The sequence below is a fragment of the Pseudoduganella umbonata genome (assembly GCF_014192225.1).
GTDB lineage: Bacteria > Pseudomonadota > Gammaproteobacteria > Burkholderiales > Burkholderiaceae_D > Rugamonas > Rugamonas umbonata.
Genome location: NZ_JACHXS010000006.1, coordinates 217,071 through 235,310, shown reverse-complemented (window position 1 = coordinate 235,310; position 18,240 = coordinate 217,071). Strand labels below are relative to the sequence as shown.

The following is an 18,240-nucleotide window of genomic DNA, read 5'->3' as shown; positions in this document are numbered from 1 at the left end:
CCGGCTGCGGATGGCGCGCGTGAGCGTACCATCCGCGGCACTTTTCCCTGACTTTCGAAAAAGGGCTTATGCCACACCATTCCCACGCCGCGCACGTTCGCGGCACCGACGGGCCGCCGGCCGACGCACGCGAACTGTCCAGGCCACTCATCGTCGTCACGCTGCTGTTCTTCATGTGGGGCCTGCTGACATCGCTGAACGATGTGCTGATCCCGCACCTGAAGGCCGTGTACACACTGACCTACGTGCAGGCCATGCTCGTACAGTTCTGCTTCTTCGGCGCCTATCTGCTCGTTTCGGTGCCGGCGGGCCTGCTGGTCCGGCGGCTTGGCTACCAGCGCGGCGCGGTGGCAGGGCTCGTCGTCGCGGCGCTCGGCTGCGCACTGTTTTACCCGGCCGCAGTATCGGGCTACGGCATCTTTCTGTTGGCGTTCTTCGTGCTTGCTGCCGGAATCACGGTGCTGCAGGTCGCCGCAAATCCTTATGTGACGGTACTGGGCGATCCGCGCACGGCGTCGAGCCGCCTCACGCTGACACAGGCTTTCAACGCGCTGGGTACCACCGTTGCCCCCATACTCGGCGGCATGCTGATCCTGTCCGGCGACATGCCCGATGCCGCGCAGCGGTCGGCACTGCCGGCCGCGCAACAGCTGGCGTATCGCGCGCACGAGGCGGCCAGCGTGCAGGTGCCCTACCTCGTGCTGGCCGGCGCGCTTTTACTGCTGGCTATGCTGTTCGCGCTGGCACGGCTGCCGAGGATCGCCGACGCCCCGGGCGACGCGCCCCCAGGCCGTTTCGCCGACCTGCTCGCGCACCGGCACTTGATGCTGGGCACGCTGGGCATCTTCCTGTATGTCGGTGGCGAAGTATCGATCGGCAGCTTCCTTATCAATTTCATGGAAGACCCGCGGATCGGCGGCATGACGGCCGCGCAGGCCGCCAATTACGTCAGCCTCTACTGGGGAGGGGCGATGGTGGGCCGCTTCATCGGCTTCGCCGTGATGCGCAAGGTCAGCCCCGGCAGGGCGCTCGCCTTCAATGCCGTCGTCAGCATCGCCCTGATCGCGGCCGCGGTTCTCGGTAGCGGAAAACCGGCGATGTACGCCATCCTGGCCGTAGGCCTGTGCAATTCGATCATGTTCCCGACGATCTTCAGCCTGGCCCTGCACGGGCTCGGCAACAGGACGGGCCAGGCGTCGGGCCTGCTGTGCATGGCGATCGGCGGCGGCGCGCTGGTGCCGTTCGCCCAGGGGGCGCTGGCCGACGCGGCAGGCGTACAGCTTTCGTTCATCGTGCCGGCGGCATGTTATGCATTCATCGCCTGGTTCGGAGTCAGGTTCGCGAATCTGCACAAGCGATAGCGCCGTCAGCCTCCGCTTGCAACGGCACGGAGCCTGTACCGGACGGATCGCCGCGCGCGATCTCCGCCAGCGTCGAGCGCAGCCAGACGTGCGAGGGATCGCGGTCTAGGATGGGATTCCACTGCATGCACATCTCCACCGCCGGAATCTCGAGCGGCAGCGACAGCAGCCTGATCGGATAGTAGCGCGACAGCGTTTGCGCCAGGCGCGTGTGCATCGTGGCGATCCGGTTGGTGCCGATGACAAAGTGGGGAATGCTGGTGAAATTGGTTGTCGTCACTTCGATACGCCGATCGTAGCCCGACACTTTCAGGAACCATTCTTCGAAGCTCATTGTCGCCGCACCGAAGCGGGACGAGACGTGGCCCAGCGCCATGTAATCCTCCAGTGTCAGTTCGTTCTCGATCAGCGTATTGCCCGTCCAGGCGACGCAGGTATAAGTCTCTTCGAACAGCACCTGGATCGGATGCACCTCGGACATGAACTTGCGCGGCAGGATGACCAGATCGGCTTCCGAGCGCTCCAGCAGTTCGACCGGATTGAATTTCATTGCCAGCAGGTTGAGCGTGATATTAGGCGCCGTTGCCGCGATCCGTTTGCCGAGATCGCCCAGCAGGACGGTCGCTATGTAGTCGGATGCCAGAATGCGGAAATCGCGCAAGGCAGTCGATGGATCGAATTCGGGCCGTAGCTCGATGGTGGCCTGGATCTGCAGCAGCACCCTGCGCACCGGATCGGCCAGGCTGACGGCCAGTGGCGTCAGGTTCAGGTTGCGCCCCACCTGCATCAGCAGCTCGTCGCCGAAGTATTCCCGCAACCGGGCCAGCGCGCCGCTGGTGGCGGATGGGCTCAGGTTCAGCCGCCGCGCGGTGCGAGTGATGCTTCTCTCGCTGAGCAGGACGTCCAGTGCGACCAGCAGGTTCAGGTCGAGGCGATTGAAGCGCATGGTGTCTCCTTGATGATTTTCAGTGGCGATAGTGCCACAGTCCGCGCGGGGCGGTCTTCGACAGGCGACGAGGGGGAAGTCGTGCAGTGCATGGCGAAAGCGGAGGGAGGCTGGCTCCACTCGACATCTTCCGCGGCGGCGAAGCCGGCGGTCGATGTCGCGCGAGGGAAGCGAGGCGGCGGCCCATGGTACCGCCAGTCAAAGTCTCTACCTGTCGTTGTAATTCCAGCGACGATAGCAGTGCTTTCCCTGCAAGGAAAATCGGTTTTTCCGATGAACGGTATTGGCCGGGCAGTTTTGACGGAATGGGCGATGCGGGTGCCACGGCGCAGCGGTCCCCGCCTCACGCCAACGCAAGCCCACTGCGCTCAATACGACAGCACCAGCAGCGACACCGCCTGGCGCGGCAGCCGCATCCGCAACGTGGCGACGCCGTCGCGCACGGTCACGGTGGATGGTTCGGCAAACTGCGCCAGCCCGCTGGCCTTCTGCAGCGCAGTGACCTGCGCGGCAGTCGGGCTGGCCGGCGATCCCATGCGCTTCCAGGCCGCATACGCGTTGCTATGCTCCTGGTCGATGCGATAGTGCCGCACGGTGGCGCTCTTTGCGGGGATGCCGCCCAGTGCCACTTCGACGGGCGAACCGGCGTCGATCACGTCGTCGTCATGATAGTTCCAGACCAGTACCGCCACCTCGCGCCCGTTGCGGCTGGCCAGCGCGTTGATGTCGGTGCGTGCGCTGCGCACGCCTTCACGCTGGATACGTTCGGCATCGTACGCCCGGTCGCCGCCGACCTTCAGCCGCGCGCCGCGCATCATCCCCAGCATGCGGAACACGTTCAGCACCGGCTTGTCGACGCCATTGGTGGCCAGGTCGCGGTAGCCGGCGAACCACGGCTGGTCCTCGAACAGGAAGGACCAGTTCACGGCGCCGATCAGGTTGGTGCCGCGGCGGTCGGCCAGCTCGTACAGGCGCGCCACCGATGCCGCCGTATAGCTGGCGTACAGCGTGCCGTTGCGGTAGGCGTTTTCCGGATTGGTCTGCATGCCGCAGGCCGCGCAGCCTTCCGGGTCCGATTCGCCGATAATGACAGGAATCCCCTTCAGCTCGGGATACTTCGCCACCATGGCGAAGCCGCGGTCGAGATTGCGGAAGTGGGTGTCCATGCCCATCCGGACAACACCGTCGACAACCTTCGGCGCGCCCTTCGCATGCCAGGCCACGAAGTCGAGCGGCGAACCTTTCTTGCCGGTCGCATGGTTGGTGCCGTGCAGCGCGTGCTGCAGGAATGCTTCCATGAAGTCGCCCGCCACGGCCGTGTGCGGGCCGCCGAACCGCGCGGTCGGCAAGGCACGCTTGACCGCGTCGGCGGCGTGGTCGTACATCTTGAAATAGGCCTGGCGCCGGTCCGGCGCGATCAGGTAGTGTCCATCGGGCTCATTCCACACTTCCCAGTACCAGCTCTCGACTTCCTGCTGGCCGTAGCGTTCCACGCAGTGGCGCACCCACTGGTAGATCAGCTCCGACCATTTCGCATAATCCTTGGGCGGATAGGCCCATCCCGTCATGATGTCCTCGTAGCGCACGCCCGGCTTCCAGCGGTGCTGGTACGGCTGGGGGTTGGGCGACAGCGCTTCCGGCATGAAGCCGATCTGCGCCAGCGGCTTCATGCCGCGTTCCACGTAGGCGTCGAAGATGGCGTCGACGATCTTCCAGTTGTAGACCGGCTTGCCGTCGGCATCCTCGCTGTACATGCCGGTCGAACCCCATTTGAGCGCATGGCTGCCGTCGCCCGAGGTCATCAGGTTGTGCGCGCGCACGTAGACCGGCACCGGGCTCATTGCCGCCAGCTCGGACAGCAGCTTCTTGCCGTTCGGCGTCGTAGTGTAGTTCGGCTCGTCGTAGCCGAACCAGGCCCACAGGGGCGTCATCGGGCCGGTTTCGGTGCGCGTGTCGACAGTGAGCTTCACGACGGCCGCGGCGGGCGACGGCTTGGCCGGTTCGGCCATGGCGGCGGACGGCAGCAGGCCGGCGGCCAGGCAGGCGCCGGCAAACAGGGTTTTCATGGATGTCTCCGAATGTAGTTATGCGCCCGAGTCTAGGCGAAACGGCGTGGCGCGACCAATGACGAATTTATCGGCTGCGATATCGATTCGACATGTGGATGCCCCCAACGGGCGCCGGCCGGGGATCACTAAACAAGGCTAAACACGGCACTGTTTCGCTTGCCGGTCTTGCTGCCGGCGGGCTGCTCGCCTACAGTGCGCGAACATCGCAACCAGCATCGGAGACTAGATGACCACGACCAGCCCGCCCGGCGGTGTCCGCCCCCTGCCGCCAGGCGCCACGCCGCGTTCCAGCCCGGCAGCCCTGAAGCTGCTTGCATCGCTCGCCATCCTGGCGCTGGCGGGGTGTGCCAGCGAACCGCCCGCCGTGGCGCAGACCTGCCTCGTCAATGCCAAGGCCTGGCCCGTGTGCGCCAAGGGCGACGGCTGGGGCTTCGAGGAAGGCCGCTATTGCATCGCGCGCAGCTTCTGCCCCGATGCCCGGAGCACCCTGCCGGCGGGGCCCGGGCGCGACACCCCGGTCGACGCGCAGGCAACGCCGGCCACCCGCGGTCTATTCAGCTACCTGCGCGGCACTTGGGGAAAATCCATCCTGTCCGGCCAGTCCGACCTGACCTGGCAGGATGCGATCGACATGGCCGAACGGGTGCATGCCGATACGGGCAAGTATCCGGCGCTGATGGGCTACGATTTCATGAACTACGGGATGCCGGCCGGTTCGGCCAGCGGCCTGCGGCAGACCGAGGAAGCCATCGCCTGGGCCCGGCGGGGCGGGCTGGTCACATTTACCTGGCACTGGCGCGACCCGGCGCTTCTTCGCACGCCGTCGGTCAGCAAGGCTAACTTCTACGTGCGCGACGACAACCCGGAGAAGAACACCACGTTCACGATTCCCGTTGCCAGGGGTGCGCTGGACAGGGCCAGTCCGGCCATGCGGCAGATCGACGACGGCATCGACCTGGTCGCGGCCGAATTGAAGAAGCTGGCGAGCGCCGGCGTGCCCGTCCTGTGGCGCCCGCTGCACGAGGCATCGGGCAAGGATGGCGACGGCTGGTTCTGGTGGGGCCGCACCCGCACCGACGGCGTGCCGCAAGCCTATGCCAGCATCCTGTTGTGGCGCCATATGTACGACCGCCTCGTCAACGTCCATGGCATCCACAACCTGGTCTGGGTCTGGAATGGCCAGGACCCCGCCTGGTATCCGGGCGACGACGTGGTCGACATCATCAGCCAGGACATCTACGACGAGGCCGACAACAAGACCTACGGCGCGCAGTTGCCGGCCTACCTGCAGGCGCGCAGGACCACGGCGGACAGCAAGCCGGTCGCTCTCAGCGAGAACGGCTACATTCCCGATCCGGACAAGATCGCCGCCGAGGGCGCGTGGTGGCTGTGGTTCATGACCTGGAACGACCGCGACACGCCGGCCGGGGTGACCGCGAAAGAGAATTTCTGGACGGGCGAGTACTACAACACCGATGCGCACAAGCGCAAGGTCTACCATCATCCGCTGGTGATCACGCTCGACAGGCTGCCGCGCGAGGTTGCTGGCCGGCCCGGGCAGGCTGCCGCGGATGGGGTGCCGGCACGATAGCTTCCCCCGCGACCGGCGCACCGGACGCCGGATACTGTCGCAGCTGCGACAGCCGGCGCAGGCACAGGTGTCGCAGCCGCACGATGGCGGCGCCACCCGGGCCGCAGCCCTGCCCGGGCAGCGGCCAATATGGCGCCCCGCCCCTGCCCGGATCGTCTTGGCACGCGTGTTGCTGTGTTCCTGTCTCCACAACAAAGGAGACAGAACATGACCGATCCGCAAACCGATACTTCGCGCACAATGCGCGCGGCTGTCTGGCATGGCCGCCATGACATCCGCGTCGAAGCCGTCCCGCTGCCGCCGCCACCGCCCGAAGGGTGGGTGCAGATCCACGTCCACTGGTGCGGCATCTGCGGGTCCGATCTCCACGAATACCTGGCCGGTCCCGTGTTCATCCCCGTCGCCGCGCCCCATCCGCTGACGGGTATCCAGGGGCAGTGCATCCTGGGGCACGAGTTCTGCGGCGAGATCGCCGCGGTCGGCCCCGGCGTGCACGGCTTCGCCGTCGGCGAACGGGTGGCCGCCGACGCGTGCCAGCATTGCGGGCACTGCTACTACTGCACGCATGGCATGTACAACATCTGCGAGCAACTCGCCTTCACGGGACTGATGAACAATGGCGCGTTCGCCGAGCTGGTCAACGTTCCGGCCGAGCTGCTCTACAAGCTGCCGGCCGGCTTTCCCGCCGAAGCGGGCGCCCTGATCGAACCCCTCGCCGTCGGCATGCACGCGGTGAAAAAGGCCGGCAGCCTGCTCGGACGCAGTGTCGTCGTGGTCGGCGCCGGAACGATCGGCCTTTGCACGATCGCGTGCGCGCGCGCCGCCGGCGCCGCGCAGGTGATCGCCCTGGAGATGTCGGCGGCGCGCAAGGCGCGCGCCACGCTGGTCGGCGCCAGCCACGTGTTCGACCCGTCCTCGTGCGACGCGCTGGCCGAGGTCCGCCGCGTCACCAATGGGCTGGGCGCGGACGTCAGCTTCGAGTGCATCGGCCACAGGGACACGGCGAAGCTGGCGATCGACGCGATCCGCAAGGCCGGTACCGCCGTGCTGGTCGGCGTCTTCGAGGAGCCGAGCAGCTTCAATTTCTTCGAACTGGTGGCCACTGAAAAGCAGGTGATCGGCTCGCTGGCCTACAACGGCGAATTCGCCGATGTGATCGCCTTCATCGCCGATGGCCGCATCGATGTGGCGCCCTTCATTACCGGCCGCATCGGGCTGGAGGACATCGTCGGCGAAGGCTTCGAACGGCTCGTCCGCGACAAGGAAAACAACGTCAAGATCATCGTGTCGCCCGGCCTTGCCGCGGCATGCGCGTAGCCATTACAGGAGACATCATGCGACTGAAACAGACCTTCGCCGGCGCCGCACTCGCGCTGGCACTGCCGTTCTGCGCCCACGCCGGCATGCCCGGGATGAAGGGCGCCCACCACGTGGGCATTACCGTGCCGGACATGCGCGACGCCGTGCGCTTCTTCGTCGACGTCATCGGCTGCGAGGAATCCATCGAGCTCGGTGCGTTCAAGTTCGCCGACGACTGGATGACCGTCCACCTCAACGTCGATCCGCGCGCCGAGATCCGCCGCTTCCAGATGGTGCGGTGCGGCCACGGCATCAACGTGGAGATCTTCGAGTATGCGGCGCCCGGCCAGTCCGCCACGCTGCCGCGCAACAGCGACATCGGCGGCCACCACCTTGCCTTCTATGTCGAGGACATGGACAAGGCGGTTGCCTACCTGCGCGCGAAAGGGGTGCGCGTGCTGGGCAGTCCCAGCACGTTCAAGGACGGTCCGGCGGCCGGGCTGACGTGGATGTATTTCCTCGCGCCGTGGGGATTGCAGCTCGAGATCGTCAGCCTGCCCGGCGGCATGGCGTACGAGAAGACGATGAAGCCGCTGCTCTGGGATCCGCGCTACCCCGACCGGTAGCACCGCCGGCCAGCGCCGCCGCGGCATGCGGCGCTAGCGCTGGTTCGGCGGAACGATGCCGAACTTGCGCATGTAGCGGTAGACGGTGGCGCGCGCCAGGTTCAGATCGGCCGCGGCGCGCGTGACGTTCCACTTGCTGCGGACGAGGGCGGCATGCAGTGCGCCGGCGTCGGCGTCGCCGCTCTCCTCCACACCGGTCTCCCGCCACGGCAGCGCGGGTACGGCCGACGTGCCGTGGGTGGCGGAGAACTGGTCGGTCAGTTCCTGCGGCAGGTCGGCATGCATGACCAGGGCCCCGTCCGAGATCGCCAGCGCATAGCGCAGCACATTGCGCAGCTGGCGGATATTGCCCGGCCAGCCGAAGGACAGCAGCGCATGCATGGCATCGGCGCTCAGCTGCGCATCCCTGCCGAGCAGTTCGGCTTCCTCGGACAGCACTTTGGCGATGAGATAGCGCTTGTCGTCGCGCAGGCGCAGCGGCGGCAGGTGCAGCGTGGCACCGCACAGGCGGTAATACAGGTCCTCCCGGAACGTGCCAGCGCCGATCAGGTTGCGCAGGTCGCGGTGCGAGGCGGCGATCACGGTCAGGTCCAGCGGCACCGGCCGGTCGGCGCCCAGCGGCAGCACCTCTTTTTCCGACAGCACGCGCAACAGCCGGGTTTGCAGGTGCAGCGGCATGTCGCCGATCTCGTCGAGGAACAGCGTACCGCCATCGGACTGCAGGATCAGGCCCTTCATGCCTTTCGCCCGCCCCCCAGTGAAAGTGCCCGCAGTATAGCCGAACAGCTCGCTCTCGATCAGCGACTCGGGAATCGCGCCGCAATTGACGGCCACGAAGGGCCTGGCGGCGCGATTGCTCGACTGGTGCAGCGCCCGGGCGACGACTTCCTTGCCGGTTCCCGTCTCGCCATGGACCAGGATGTTCAGCTTGCGGTTGACCAGGCGCTTGGCCTGGTCCAGCAGCCGGCGCATCGCCTTGTCGTCGCCCGCCAGCCGCTCCAGCTCGGGAAGGCTGGCCTGGCTATCGCCGGCCGCGTCGACGGCGATACGGCGTGCCGCCGGACGCTGCCGCGGCGGCCTGACGCTGGTGTAGAACATCCGGCCGCCACCGCGCGTGACGATCGAGCGATCGCTGGCGTCCTGGAAGCGCAGCAGCCGGTGCAGGTCGGCAGGGGCGAGCTCGAACAGCTCGGCCAGGGTGCGCCCCCCGACGCCGGCGGCGGCATCCCGGAACAGGCGGCGCGCGCCGGTGTTCGCCCCGACCACGGTGCCCTGTTCGTCGTAGGCCAGCATGATCTCGCCGCTGACCTCGACGAGCGCCCACGTGGTACCGAGGCGCAGGATCGCGCGATCCTCGAAGTGCCGCAGGAAATTGGCATCCTCGATCATCTGCGCGTACATCATCGTCAGGTGCAGTGCGAGATGCTGGCTTTTCTTGTCGGCCGGCGAGGTCAGCGCGGACAGGTCGAGCACGGCCAGGAACTTGCCTTCCGGGTCGAACAGCGGCGCCGCGGAACAGGTCAGCGGTATGTGCGTGGGATCGAAATGGTCGGCCTGGTGGCAGGTCAGCGCCGCCTGCTCGGCCACGCAGGTGCCCACCGCGCACGTGCCGGCCGACTGCTCGCTCCATTCGGCGCCCAGGTACAGGCCGGCCTTCTTCAGTTCGGCGGCATGGGCGTCGTTGCCGATGTAGTCCACCGTGACCCCGGCGGCATCCGTCAGCAGCAGCACATAGCCGAGCCCGGACACGCGCTTGTACATCTGCTCCATGCCGACGCGCGCCACGCCCATGAACTGCTCGATCTGTTCCTGGTGCGCGCGCAAGGTATGCGACGTGACGATGTGCGGCGCCCTCAGCCGGGAAGGATCGAGCCCGTAGTCGGCGATGCAGCGCCGCCACGACTTGAGGATCAGCTCGTCCCCGACTTCGGCCGGCGCGCCATGCAGCGCAGCCGACATCACGTGGTCGACGTGCCGGCTGTATGCGTCTTTTTTCATGCCTGTCTCCAGCTGCGCCGGCAATTCGTTGACTGCCGGTCGTTGAACTCCTGTAATGATACGTCAACCGGCCCGGCGCACCGCTACAGCGTGCCGCGCTTGAGCTCGGCGGCAATGTGTTCCGCCTGCCGGATCGCCAGCGCGACGATGGTCAGCGTGGGGTTGGCCGCGGAGCTCGACGTGAACTGGCTGCCGTCCGAGATATAAAGGTTGGCGATGTCGTGGGCACGGCCCCACTTGTTCACCACGCCGTCGCGGGCGCGTTCGCTCATGCGGTTGGTTCCCATGTTGTGGCTGGCCGGGTAGGCCGGCATGTCGATCACCCGCGTGGCGCCCACGGCTTCGGACAGCTTGCGGAACTGGCCCAGGCCATGGGCGGCGATGGCTTCGTCGTTGCCGTGGTAGGTCTTGCTCACGATCGGCACCGGCAGGCCATACTGGTCCTTTTCGGCAGGGTGCAGCGTGATCGCGTTCTGTTCGCGGGCCATGTCTTCGCCGCAGACCCAGATCGCCGTCATGTGGTCGTACATTTCCAGCGCCGAGGTGACGTCCCTGCCCCAGCCGCCCGGCTTCATGAACGCCGCCGCATAGGGCAGCCCCAGCGCCAGGCCTTCCAGGTAATAGCCGCCGTTGAAGCCGCGCCGCGTGTCGGGCGGCACCTCGTCGGCGATCACGGCGCCGATGTCGAAGCCGCGGTTCATGTACACCGGTTTGCGGTGGATCGCCAGGGCCGCCGCCGTCGAATGGTTCATGTAGTTGCGGCCGACCTGACCGGATGAATTGGCCAGGCCGTCGGGGAACATCGGCGACGCCGAATTGAGGAGCAGGCGTGGCGACTCGATCGAGTTGCCGGCAACACAGACCAGCCGCGCCTTCTGCAGCACCTGCCGTCCCTTGCGGTCGGCATACAGCACGCCGTCGACCTTGCCGGCCTTGTCGTGCCGGATCTGCAGCGCCATGCTTTCGGGACGCAGCTCCACCCTGCCCGTCTCCTGCGCGCGCGGCACTTCCGTGTACAGCGTGGACCATTTCGCGCCGATCTTGCAGCCCTGCATGCAAAAGCCGATCTGCATGCAGCCGGGGCGCCCGTCATACGGCTCGGAGTTCGATGCGACGGGCCGGATGATGCGCCGGTAGCCGATCTTGCGCGCGCCCGCCGCGACCACCTTCGTCTGGTTACTTTCCGGCATGGGCGGCAGGCCGCTGGCACGGCTGCCTGCCACGCCCATCTTCTTTTCCGCCAGTTCGTAGTACGGCTGCAGTTCCTGCAGCGTGATCGGCCAGTCCAGCACGTTCGCGCCCGCCACTGCGCCGTAGGTGGTGCGGGTATGGAAGTCGTGTTCCTGGAAGCGCAGCGCCACGCCGGACCAGTGCACCGTGGAGCCGCCGACGGCCTTGACGATCCAGGCCGGCAGGTTCGGATAGGTCTTCGTGTGGTGCCAGCCGCCGGCCGAGATCCGCTTGTCCAGCCAGGACAGCTTGTTGAACATGGCCCATTCGTCGTTCTCGAAATCGGCCTGGGTGAAGTGCCTGCCCGCTTCCAGCATCACGATCTTGTCCACGCCCTTGCGGGCCAGCTCGTGGGCCAGCGTGGCGCCGCCGGCGCCCGAGCCGATGATCACGACCACGTCCGGGTCGTTGAATGCAAATTTCCTGGTCATGCTGTCTCCTGTTGTCGTTATGTGGTACCGCCCTGCCCTACAGCCAGTCGATGTCGTCGAAGCCCCGCGTCAGGTAGCCGCCCTGCTCCCACGACGAGCCTTCGTAGCCGAGCAGCGGCCACACGGCCTTGTTGTCGTACAGGCTGGTCACCATGTCGCCGCGCACCTTCTGGAAGAACGGCGTGGCCTCGATGGTTTCCAGCAGGGCCACCCTGTCCGCTTCGGCCGGTAACGCCGCATAGGCGGCGCCGAAGCGCGCCGTGGCGGCCCGGTCCAGGTCGCGCACGCCGTCGCGCAGCAGCGCCGCCAGCGCCTTGTCCTTTGCCATGGCGCGCTCGAGGGGGCGCAATGCATCGGCGTAGTAGCGGTCGGCCAGGCGGTCATGAGGGAACACGTCGCGTGCCATGCGCAGCAGGGTCGTCGCCGCGGCTTCGCCGAAGACGGAGAACGTGCGGGCCAGGCCCCTGGCGGCGGGCGCGCCAAGGGCGGCGGGCGCCACCGCCGCGGCTCCCAGGGCAACGGCGCCGCCGTGCAGGAAACCGCGCCGCGTCACGGTGATCGTTTTCGGCAGCACGCGCATGCCGCCCGCGCCGCATGCCGGTTTGAGTGGTTCGTTCATGTCGGTCCTTTCGTCAGTGCGGCATGGAGAGATGGCGCGGCGCCTGCGCGGGCGCCCGCGGGATGGCAGGTGCGGTAGCCGGTGCCGTGGCCGTGCCGAGCACGTCCGTCAGCATGTGATGCAGGCGTTCGGCCAGCACCTCGGCCAGGATCGGCGCGCCCAGTTGCTCGGCGAACGAGGTGGTGCTGTCGTCCAGCAGCGCCGCATCGGTGGCGGCCTGGCCGAGCGCATCGCACAGCAGGGGCCAGTCGGGCGGGGCGATCAGCGTACCCGACGTCAGCAGCACGCCGGTACGCCGCCGCAGCTGGGCCAGCCCGACGATCTTGCGCCGGCCGACCACGACTTCCCACGGCGACAGGCCGCCGTAGCAGGCCCACTTCAGGCGTGCGTCGGCCTGCCGCAGCCGCGCCTCCTCCGGCGGAACCGCATGGGCGGCAATGCCCACGTCGCGCAGCAGTCCGGCATGCAGCGCGCCCAGCCAGCGGTAGCTCGACAGGGTGCCGCGGCCGAGCAGCGGGTGTTCCGGCGGCAGCACGATCGACGCGCTGACCATCCATGGCCCCGTCAGCACCGCGCCGCCGCCCGAGCCGCGCTGCACGATGGATGCGGCAAGCGCATGCCCGCCGTCGAGGCGCTCGCGCAGCGCTCCCTGCGAGCAGCCCAGCACCACGCCGGGCGCCCGGTAGGTCCACAGCCGCAAGCGCGGTTCGGTGACGGTTTCGCCGAGCTGCGCCGCGTTCCACGACTGTTCCTCCCGGCAGGTCACGGTATCGATGAAAACGGCCCTGTTCTCCATCACAGGCCCTCCGCGGTTTCCAGCCGGTGCTTCAGCGCACCCAGGAACAGTGCCGCCGGATAGCCGTCCACGGCGCGGTGGTCGAATACCAGGTGCAGCCCCATCATCGGCGCCACGGCCACCGCGTTCCCCCTGGCCACCGGCTTCGCGGTCACCCGCGTCACCCCGAGGATGGCCACCTGCGGTGCGTTGAGGATCGGCGTGAAGCTGTCGATGGCGGTACCGGCCAGGCTGGTCACGGTGAAGGTGCCACGCTGGTAGCTGCCGGGCGACAGGGTGCCGGTACGTACGCCCTCTGCCAGCGCACGCGCCTCGGCGGCCAGTTCGGCCGTGCTCTTGCGGTCGGCATTGCGCAGCACCGGCACCATCAGGCCTTCGCCCAGGCTCACGGCCAGGCCCAGGTTGATGTCGTCCATGACTTCGATCTCCCTGTCGGGCAGCCGCGCGTTGAGGCGCGGGTGTTCGCGCAGGCACAGCGCGACGGCACGCAGGACATACGCGGTCAGGCTGCTCCGCTCGCCCTCGCCGGCGGCCGCGCGCAGGTCCTGCAGCGCCGTGACGTCGGCCTCGATCGACTGGGCCACGCGTGGCACGCTCCAGCCCTGTTCCATATTGCGCGCGATGGCGCCGCGCATGCCGGTCAGCGGCACGGTACGCGGGCGGGCGGCAGTGCGCTGTTCCATATCGGATGTGGCGCTCATTGCCTACTCCCCGATCCGCGCCAGCGGCTGGGAGCGGCCGAACGTGTCGCCCGCCGCCACCAGCAGTTCGGTCACGCGGCCGGCAACCGGTGCGGTCACCTCGTGCGTCGTCTTGACCAGTTCGGCGATCGCCAGCGGCTGGCCGGCTGCCACCTCGTCGCCGACCGCCACATGCCATTCCTGCAGCAGGGCTTCCGTGCCCTCGTCCACGTCGTCCCACACCGCGCCTTCGAGTCGTGCTTCGGTCATGCCTGTGCTCCCTGGAATAATGGATTGACTGGTGGCCGCGCGCCCATCAGGCCGCGCACCGCGGCGGCGATCGCGTCGACCTGCGGAATCACCGCCTGCTCGAGCGGGCGGCTGAACGGAATCGGTACGTCGGGCACCGCCAGCCGGCGCACCGGGGCCCGCAGCGCCACCGTGTCGAGGTGCTCGGCCACCAGCGCGGCGATTTCGCCGGACAGGCCGAAGCTCAGGTAATCCTCGTCCGCGACCAGCACCCGGCCGGTCCTGGCCACGGAGGCCAGCACGCCTTCGCGGTCGAGCGGAACGATGGTGCGCAGGTCCAGCACCTCGACCGAGATGCCCTCTTCGGCCAGCTGTTCGGCGGCGATGGCGGCCTTGTGGACCATCTGGCTGAGCGTGACGATCGTGACGTCGCTGCCTTCGCGCACGATGCGCGACTTGCCGAACGGGATCGCATAGGGCTGTTCCGGCACCGCGTTGGTGCTGCCTTCGAAATACGACATCCACGACAGGCCCATGATCCCCTTGTGATAGCAGAACACCACCGGGTTGTTGTCGCGGATCGCCTGGATCATCAGTCCCTTGGCGTCATGAGCATTCGACGGTACCACCACCTTCAGCCCTGGCATGTGGGCGAAGCTCGCGTACAGGCATTGCGAATGCTGCGCCGCGTCGTTATAGCCGCCGCCGATGCCGGTGGTGATCACGACGGGGAGCCTGACCGTACCGCCGGACATGTAGCAGTTCTTCGCCATGTGGTTGTAGATCTGGTCGAAGCAGACGCCGAAGAAGTCGACGAACATCAGTTCGGCGATGGGCCGCAGGCCTTCCGCCGCGGCGCCCAGGGCCGCGCCCATGAAAGCCGTTTCCGAAATCGGCGTCTCCATGATGCGTTCGGGCCCGAAGCGGTCGAGCAAGCCCGTGGTGGCGCTGAAAATGCCGCCGTACTTGCCGATATCCTCGCCCATGACGAACACGGCCGGATCCCGTTCCATTTCCTGGCCGATGGCCTCCGCGATGGCCTGCGCCATCGTCAGCGTGCGCATCGCGCCGTCCTTGCTGCTCTCTTGCATGCTGGTCTCCTGTATGGCCGCCATCAATCGGCGAAAACGTGTTCGAAGGCATCCGCCGCCGCCGGATAGGGGCTGCGGCGGGCAAACGCAAAGGCCGATTCGATCCGGCTGGCGATGCGCAGGCGCAGCGCATGCTCGCGCGCCTCGCCGATCAGCCCCTGGCTGCGCAGGGCCGCGCCCAGCCGCACGATCGGATCGTCCTGGCGCAGCGCGGCGCCCTCGCCCTTGGGCCGGTAGTTTTCCGGGTCGCCCTGGAAATGGCCGAAGTAGCGGTCCGTCTTCACCTCGATCAGCGTGGGGCCTTCGCCATTGCGGGCGCGTGCGATCGCCGCGCCCGCGGCCGCGTACACATCGACGGCATCGTTGCGCTCGACCAGCACGCCCGGCATGTCATAGGCGGCGGCGCGCGTGGCGTTCGACGCGACGGCGGTGGAAACGGACTTTTCGACGGAGATGCCGTACTTGTTGTCTTCGCAGACGAAGATCACGGGCAGCTTCCAGACGGCGGCCAGGTTCAGCGATTCATGGAACGATCCCTGGTTGGCGGCGCCTTCGCCGAAGAACGCGATCGCCACCGAATCCCTGCCCAGCTTGCGCGCCGCGAGCGCCGCGCCGCAGGCCTGCGGCGCGCTGGCGCCGACGATGCCGCTGCACGAGAACCGCGTCGGCACGTGGAACAGGTGCATGTGCCCGCCCTTGCCGCGCCCCAGTCCCGCATCCTTGCCGAACATCTCCGCCGTCATCGCATCGAGCGGTACGCCCTTGGCGATCGCGAAGTGGTGCGAGCGGTGCGCGCCCACCACGCTGTCCCGGTCGCCCAGGTGCGCGCAGACGCCGACGGCAACGGGCTCCTGCCCGGCCGCGAGATGCATCTCGCCCGGGACCGGACCGGCGCCGATATCGAACGCCAGCCCTTTCTGTATCTTCGGCGGCAGCTTGCCTTCCATGTAGACCTTCGCCATGTTCTCTTCATAGGCCCGTATCTCGAGCATCTTTTCGTACATCCAGAGCAGGTGTTCCGGTGTCGGCTTCATCAGTGCTGTCTCCTTGTCTGTGTGGTCGATGCGCAGGCCCGCAGCCGGGCATGCCGCATACGCACGGAGACATTCAGCAAATTCGATGCCATGCTGGTTTACCGGCCAATGGGCGGGTTTTCGGGTGAAAACAAGGGAAAAACGTGCCGCGGGAATGGACAGGTGTCGCAAGCAGGCGATGGCGTGCGACAGGTGTGTCAGGCGGCCGGACCGTCGAGGCAATGCGGCAAGCCAGCGTGGGAACGGGAAGCCGTCCGCGTCCTGCCGCAAGTCGGCGCGCCCCGCCTTTCGGTGGATGTGCGGCGGTCGCCATCGGCGGTAGCATGCCCCGGCGGCCTGCTACCGCATTTCAACGAGACCGGGAAACAGCCATGACCGATACCGACCACTCCACCACCGCCATCCGGCTGCCGATCGGCAGCGCCGGCGGCGTCGTGTTCGACGTCGTCGCCTGGGGTCCGGCGCAGGCCGACGTGGACCTCAGCGTGGCCTGCATGTTCGAGCATGAGCTGGGCGGCGCCGGCATGCGTGGCGGACTGCTGGCACTCGACCGGGCACTCGGCGGGCAGCTGGGGCGGCTGCGGGAAGCCGGCGCGTTTCGCGCCCAGCCGATGGAGACCTTGCTGGTCACCACGCCGCCGCCAGGCCTGCCGCCGCGCGCCATCCTGGTCGTCGGCCTGGGCGACCCGGCGGCGCTGCACGGCGATGTGCTGCGGCAGGCGACCCGGGTCGCGATGCGCGAGGCGATCCGCCGCGGCGCCGGCGCGATGGCCTTCGCACCCAGCGTGCTCGACGCCGGCCATACCGACAATGCCCCGCTCGACATGCAGCAGGTCATGCTGGACGGGATGCTGGGCGCCCTGCGCGCCGAACACATGCTGGCCGCGGCCGGCCTGGCTGCCGCACCGTTGCTGCGGCATTGCAGCTTCGATGTCGGCGCGCCCCGCGTACAGGCGGCGGGCGACGCCTTCAGGGCGGCATTTGCGCGGCTGGCCGAGGCGATCCCGGGAGGCGTCGCGGCGATCGCGCCCTGAGGAACGTGGCAAGTCCCGGCAGCCACCGCCGCGGCATGGTTCACCCGTACAGGCGATACAGCAGATCGACGCCCCGTTCGGCGCGCTGCCGGATTTCCTGGTCGGTCAACGGAGCGCGGATCTTCAGGTTGACCCGCAGGATCGTGTGCCCATACCAGATACCTGCCAGCTCTTCGGCCGCTGCCATGGGGTCCCGAATATCGAGCCTGCCGTCCTGCGCCGCCCTTCGCAGGATATCCGCCAGCATCGTGTAGAGCCGCCCGGGCCCCGCTTCGTACAATCGACATGCCAGTTCGGGATAGACGTCGTTCGCCGACGTCATGACCCGGTCCCACGCAGCCAGGCGGTTTTCGTTGGCGAACGCCAGATAGCGCACGCCAAAGCCGACCAGCAGTTCGCGCAGATCGCCACCGATGGCGGCGCGATATTCTTCGTCGCTCATCGTCCGGGCAGACTCGCGCAGCATGACCGCCTCGATGAAGGCCTCCTTGTCCTTGAAATAGGTATAGAAGGTTGTCTTGGCGACTTTTGCACGGAGCGCGACGGCATCGACGGTCATCCGCAGCCCGTGGCTGAGCAGCAGGTCCCTGCCCGCCTCCAGCAGGGTTTCCCTGCACTCCAGCTTCCTTGGCCGGCCCCGGCCCCGCCTGGCCTCGGTCATGCGCGTTTCAGGTACCAGGCCGCCAGCAGCAGTCCGCCGACCACGGTCAGGTGCTCCAGCGCGATGTGCAATTCCGCTGTTCGCCGCGGCTCTGGAAAGCTCCAGAATGCGTGACCGAAAGGAATCGTCAGCAAGGTGAACAGCGCCAGTGCCACCGCGCCCAGCCAGCCGGAGTTGCCGACATTGGCGATGACCATCAGCGAACCACCCAGTTGCAGGAAAATCGTGGCGGCGGCGAGCACTCGTTCAAACGGCAGGCCCACCGCACGCACCTCCTCGACCACGGCGGAATAGTGGAACAATCCGAATATTCCGGCACTCCAGAACAGTACCGTCAACACGGCGCGCAGCATCATCTCCATCGGCATTACCTCCACAAGAAAATCCCAGAATATCCTACTCTCCAGTAGGAAAAAACAGGACGATTGCGCCGATGCAAGCACGCCAACAGCTTTCGAACGAAAGCATAAGTGCGAAAAACACAAATACAACAGGCAATTCGAAAAAACGTAAGAAATTTTGTAT

Annotated in this window: 17 protein-coding genes; 5 read left to right on the top strand and 12 right to left on the bottom strand. The window is 67.2% G+C overall.

Annotation, left to right across the window (positions count from 1 at the left end; genetic code table 11):
* Positions 1–68 precede the first annotated feature (68 nt).
* Positions 69–1,361 carry a sugar MFS transporter gene (locus tag FHS02_RS17205; RefSeq protein ID WP_137313726.1) on the top strand — a complete coding sequence of 431 codons (1,293 nt, stop codon included), beginning with the start codon at positions 69–71 and terminating at the stop codon, positions 1,359–1,361.
* Here the strand turns inward: FHS02_RS17205 and FHS02_RS17200 are convergent.
* Positions 1,333–2,307 carry a LysR family transcriptional regulator gene (locus tag FHS02_RS17200; RefSeq protein ID WP_137313727.1) on the bottom strand — a complete coding sequence of 325 codons (975 nt, stop codon included), beginning with the start codon at positions 2,305–2,307 and terminating at the stop codon, positions 1,333–1,335. The two genes, FHS02_RS17205 and FHS02_RS17200, sit on opposite strands and share 29 nt — an antisense overlap.
* Positions 2,308–2,675: 368 nt before the next feature.
* Positions 2,676–4,373, bottom strand: coding sequence for a GH39 family glycosyl hydrolase (locus tag FHS02_RS17195; RefSeq protein ID WP_137313728.1), 1,698 nt, complete (start codon positions 4,371–4,373; stop codon positions 2,676–2,678).
* Between the two features lie 229 nt (positions 4,374–4,602).
* Between FHS02_RS17195 and FHS02_RS17190 the strand changes: the two genes are divergently transcribed.
* From FHS02_RS17190 to FHS02_RS17180, 3 genes are all read left to right on the top strand, one after another.
* Positions 4,603–5,967, top strand: coding sequence for a glycosyl hydrolase (locus tag FHS02_RS17190; RefSeq protein ID WP_137313729.1), 1,365 nt, complete (start codon positions 4,603–4,605; stop codon positions 5,965–5,967).
* Positions 5,968–6,207: 240 nt separating this feature from the next.
* Positions 6,208–7,284 (top strand): 2,3-butanediol dehydrogenase, encoded by a 1,077-nt coding sequence (locus FHS02_RS17185; protein WP_183444263.1) that lies wholly within the window; start codon positions 6,208–6,210, stop codon positions 7,282–7,284.
* Between the two features lie 17 nt (positions 7,285–7,301).
* Positions 7,302–7,892, top strand: a complete 591-nt coding sequence (locus tag FHS02_RS17180) for a VOC family protein (RefSeq protein WP_137313731.1) — start codon at positions 7,302–7,304, stop codon at positions 7,890–7,892.
* 33 nt (positions 7,893–7,925) lie between these two features.
* Here FHS02_RS17180 and FHS02_RS17175 read toward each other — a convergent pair whose 3' ends face one another.
* From FHS02_RS17175 to FHS02_RS17140, 8 genes are all read right to left on the bottom strand, one after another.
* The gene (locus tag FHS02_RS17175) at positions 7,926–9,890 is read right to left on the bottom strand and encodes a sigma-54-dependent Fis family transcriptional regulator (protein ID WP_137313732.1); all 1,965 of its coding nucleotides are present in this window, start codon (positions 9,888–9,890) and stop codon (positions 7,926–7,928) included.
* An 83-nt stretch (positions 9,891–9,973) separates the two neighbouring features.
* A complete protein-coding gene (locus FHS02_RS17170) occupies positions 9,974–11,551 on the bottom strand; it encodes a GMC family oxidoreductase (RefSeq protein WP_137313733.1) in 1,578 nt (525 codons plus the stop codon).
* A gap of 37 nt (positions 11,552–11,588) precedes the next feature.
* On the bottom strand, positions 11,589–12,170 hold the full coding sequence (locus FHS02_RS17165; protein ID WP_217496928.1) for a gluconate 2-dehydrogenase subunit 3 family protein: 582 nt from the start codon (positions 12,168–12,170) through the stop codon (positions 11,589–11,591).
* Positions 12,171–12,183: 13 nt separating this feature from the next.
* A complete protein-coding gene (locus FHS02_RS17160; RefSeq protein ID WP_175424793.1) occupies positions 12,184–12,966 on the bottom strand; it encodes a lipoate--protein ligase family protein in 783 nt (260 codons plus the stop codon).
* The gene (locus FHS02_RS17155) at positions 12,966–13,667 is read right to left on the bottom strand and encodes a 2-oxo acid dehydrogenase subunit E2 (protein WP_137313734.1); all 702 of its coding nucleotides are present in this window, start codon (positions 13,665–13,667) and stop codon (positions 12,966–12,968) included. Before FHS02_RS17155 ends, FHS02_RS17160 begins: the two co-directional genes overlap by 1 nt.
* A 3-nt stretch (positions 13,668–13,670) precedes the next feature.
* Positions 13,671–13,916, bottom strand: coding sequence for a lipoyl domain-containing protein (locus FHS02_RS17150; protein WP_137313735.1), 246 nt, complete (start codon positions 13,914–13,916; stop codon positions 13,671–13,673).
* The gene (locus FHS02_RS17145) at positions 13,913–14,986 is read right to left on the bottom strand and encodes an alpha-ketoacid dehydrogenase subunit beta (RefSeq protein WP_229422606.1); all 1,074 of its coding nucleotides are present in this window, start codon (positions 14,984–14,986) and stop codon (positions 13,913–13,915) included. Before FHS02_RS17145 ends, FHS02_RS17150 begins: the two co-directional genes overlap by 4 nt.
* A gap of 23 nt (positions 14,987–15,009) precedes the next feature.
* A complete protein-coding gene (locus FHS02_RS17140; RefSeq protein WP_137313736.1) occupies positions 15,010–16,020 on the bottom strand; it encodes a thiamine pyrophosphate-dependent dehydrogenase E1 component subunit alpha in 1,011 nt (336 codons plus the stop codon).
* A 371-nt stretch (positions 16,021–16,391) separates the two neighbouring features.
* Here FHS02_RS17140 and FHS02_RS17135 point away from each other — a divergent pair, with 371 nt between their 5' ends.
* Positions 16,392–17,054, top strand: coding sequence for a M17 family peptidase N-terminal domain-containing protein (locus FHS02_RS17135; RefSeq protein WP_175424794.1), 663 nt, complete (start codon positions 16,392–16,394; stop codon positions 17,052–17,054).
* A gap of 40 nt (positions 17,055–17,094) precedes the next feature.
* Here the strand turns inward: FHS02_RS17135 and FHS02_RS17130 are convergent, their stop codons facing one another.
* Positions 17,095–17,715, bottom strand: a complete 621-nt coding sequence (locus FHS02_RS17130; RefSeq protein ID WP_137313738.1) for a TetR/AcrR family transcriptional regulator — start codon at positions 17,713–17,715, stop codon at positions 17,095–17,097.
* Positions 17,712–18,077 carry a DoxX family protein gene (locus FHS02_RS17125; RefSeq protein WP_229422607.1) on the bottom strand — a complete coding sequence of 122 codons (366 nt, stop codon included), beginning with the start codon at positions 18,075–18,077 and terminating at the stop codon, positions 17,712–17,714. The genes FHS02_RS17130 and FHS02_RS17125 overlap by 4 nt, the downstream gene beginning before the upstream one ends.
* Positions 18,078–18,240 lie beyond the last annotated feature (163 nt).

Coding starts and splice junctions, on each gene's coding strand:
- FHS02_RS17205 (WP_137313726.1), top strand. CDS start 69: ATGCCACACCATTCCCACGCCGCGCACGTTCGCGGCACCGACGGGCCG.
- FHS02_RS17200 (WP_137313727.1), bottom strand. CDS start 2,307: ATGCGCTTCAATCGCCTCGACCTGAACCTGCTGGTCGCACTGGACGTC.
- FHS02_RS17195 (WP_137313728.1), bottom strand. CDS start 4,373: ATGAAAACCCTGTTTGCCGGCGCCTGCCTGGCCGCCGGCCTGCTGCCG.
- FHS02_RS17190 (WP_137313729.1), top strand. CDS start 4,603: ATGACCACGACCAGCCCGCCCGGCGGTGTCCGCCCCCTGCCGCCAGGC.
- FHS02_RS17185 (WP_183444263.1), top strand. CDS start 6,208: ATGCGCGCGGCTGTCTGGCATGGCCGCCATGACATCCGCGTCGAAGCC.
- FHS02_RS17180 (WP_137313731.1), top strand. CDS start 7,302: ATGCGACTGAAACAGACCTTCGCCGGCGCCGCACTCGCGCTGGCACTG.
- FHS02_RS17175 (WP_137313732.1), bottom strand. CDS start 9,890: ATGAAAAAAGACGCATACAGCCGGCACGTCGACCACGTGATGTCGGCT.
- FHS02_RS17170 (WP_137313733.1), bottom strand. CDS start 11,551: ATGACCAGGAAATTTGCATTCAACGACCCGGACGTGGTCGTGATCATC.
- FHS02_RS17165 (WP_217496928.1), bottom strand. CDS start 12,170: ATGAACGAACCACTCAAACCGGCATGCGGCGCGGGCGGCATGCGCGTG.
- FHS02_RS17160 (WP_175424793.1), bottom strand. CDS start 12,966: ATGGAGAACAGGGCCGTTTTCATCGATACCGTGACCTGCCGGGAGGAA.
- FHS02_RS17155 (WP_137313734.1), bottom strand. CDS start 13,667: ATGAGCGCCACATCCGATATGGAACAGCGCACTGCCGCCCGCCCGCGT.
- FHS02_RS17150 (WP_137313735.1), bottom strand. CDS start 13,916: ATGACCGAAGCACGACTCGAAGGCGCGGTGTGGGACGACGTGGACGAG.
- FHS02_RS17145 (WP_229422606.1), bottom strand. CDS start 14,986: ATGCAAGAGAGCAGCAAGGACGGCGCGATGCGCACGCTGACGATGGCG.
- FHS02_RS17140 (WP_137313736.1), bottom strand. CDS start 16,020: ATGAAGCCGACACCGGAACACCTGCTCTGGATGTACGAAAAGATGCTC.
- FHS02_RS17135 (WP_175424794.1), top strand. CDS start 16,392: ATGACCGATACCGACCACTCCACCACCGCCATCCGGCTGCCGATCGGC.
- FHS02_RS17130 (WP_137313738.1), bottom strand. CDS start 17,715: ATGACCGAGGCCAGGCGGGGCCGGGGCCGGCCAAGGAAGCTGGAGTGC.
- FHS02_RS17125 (WP_229422607.1), bottom strand. CDS start 18,077: ATGGAGATGATGCTGCGCGCCGTGTTGACGGTACTGTTCTGGAGTGCC.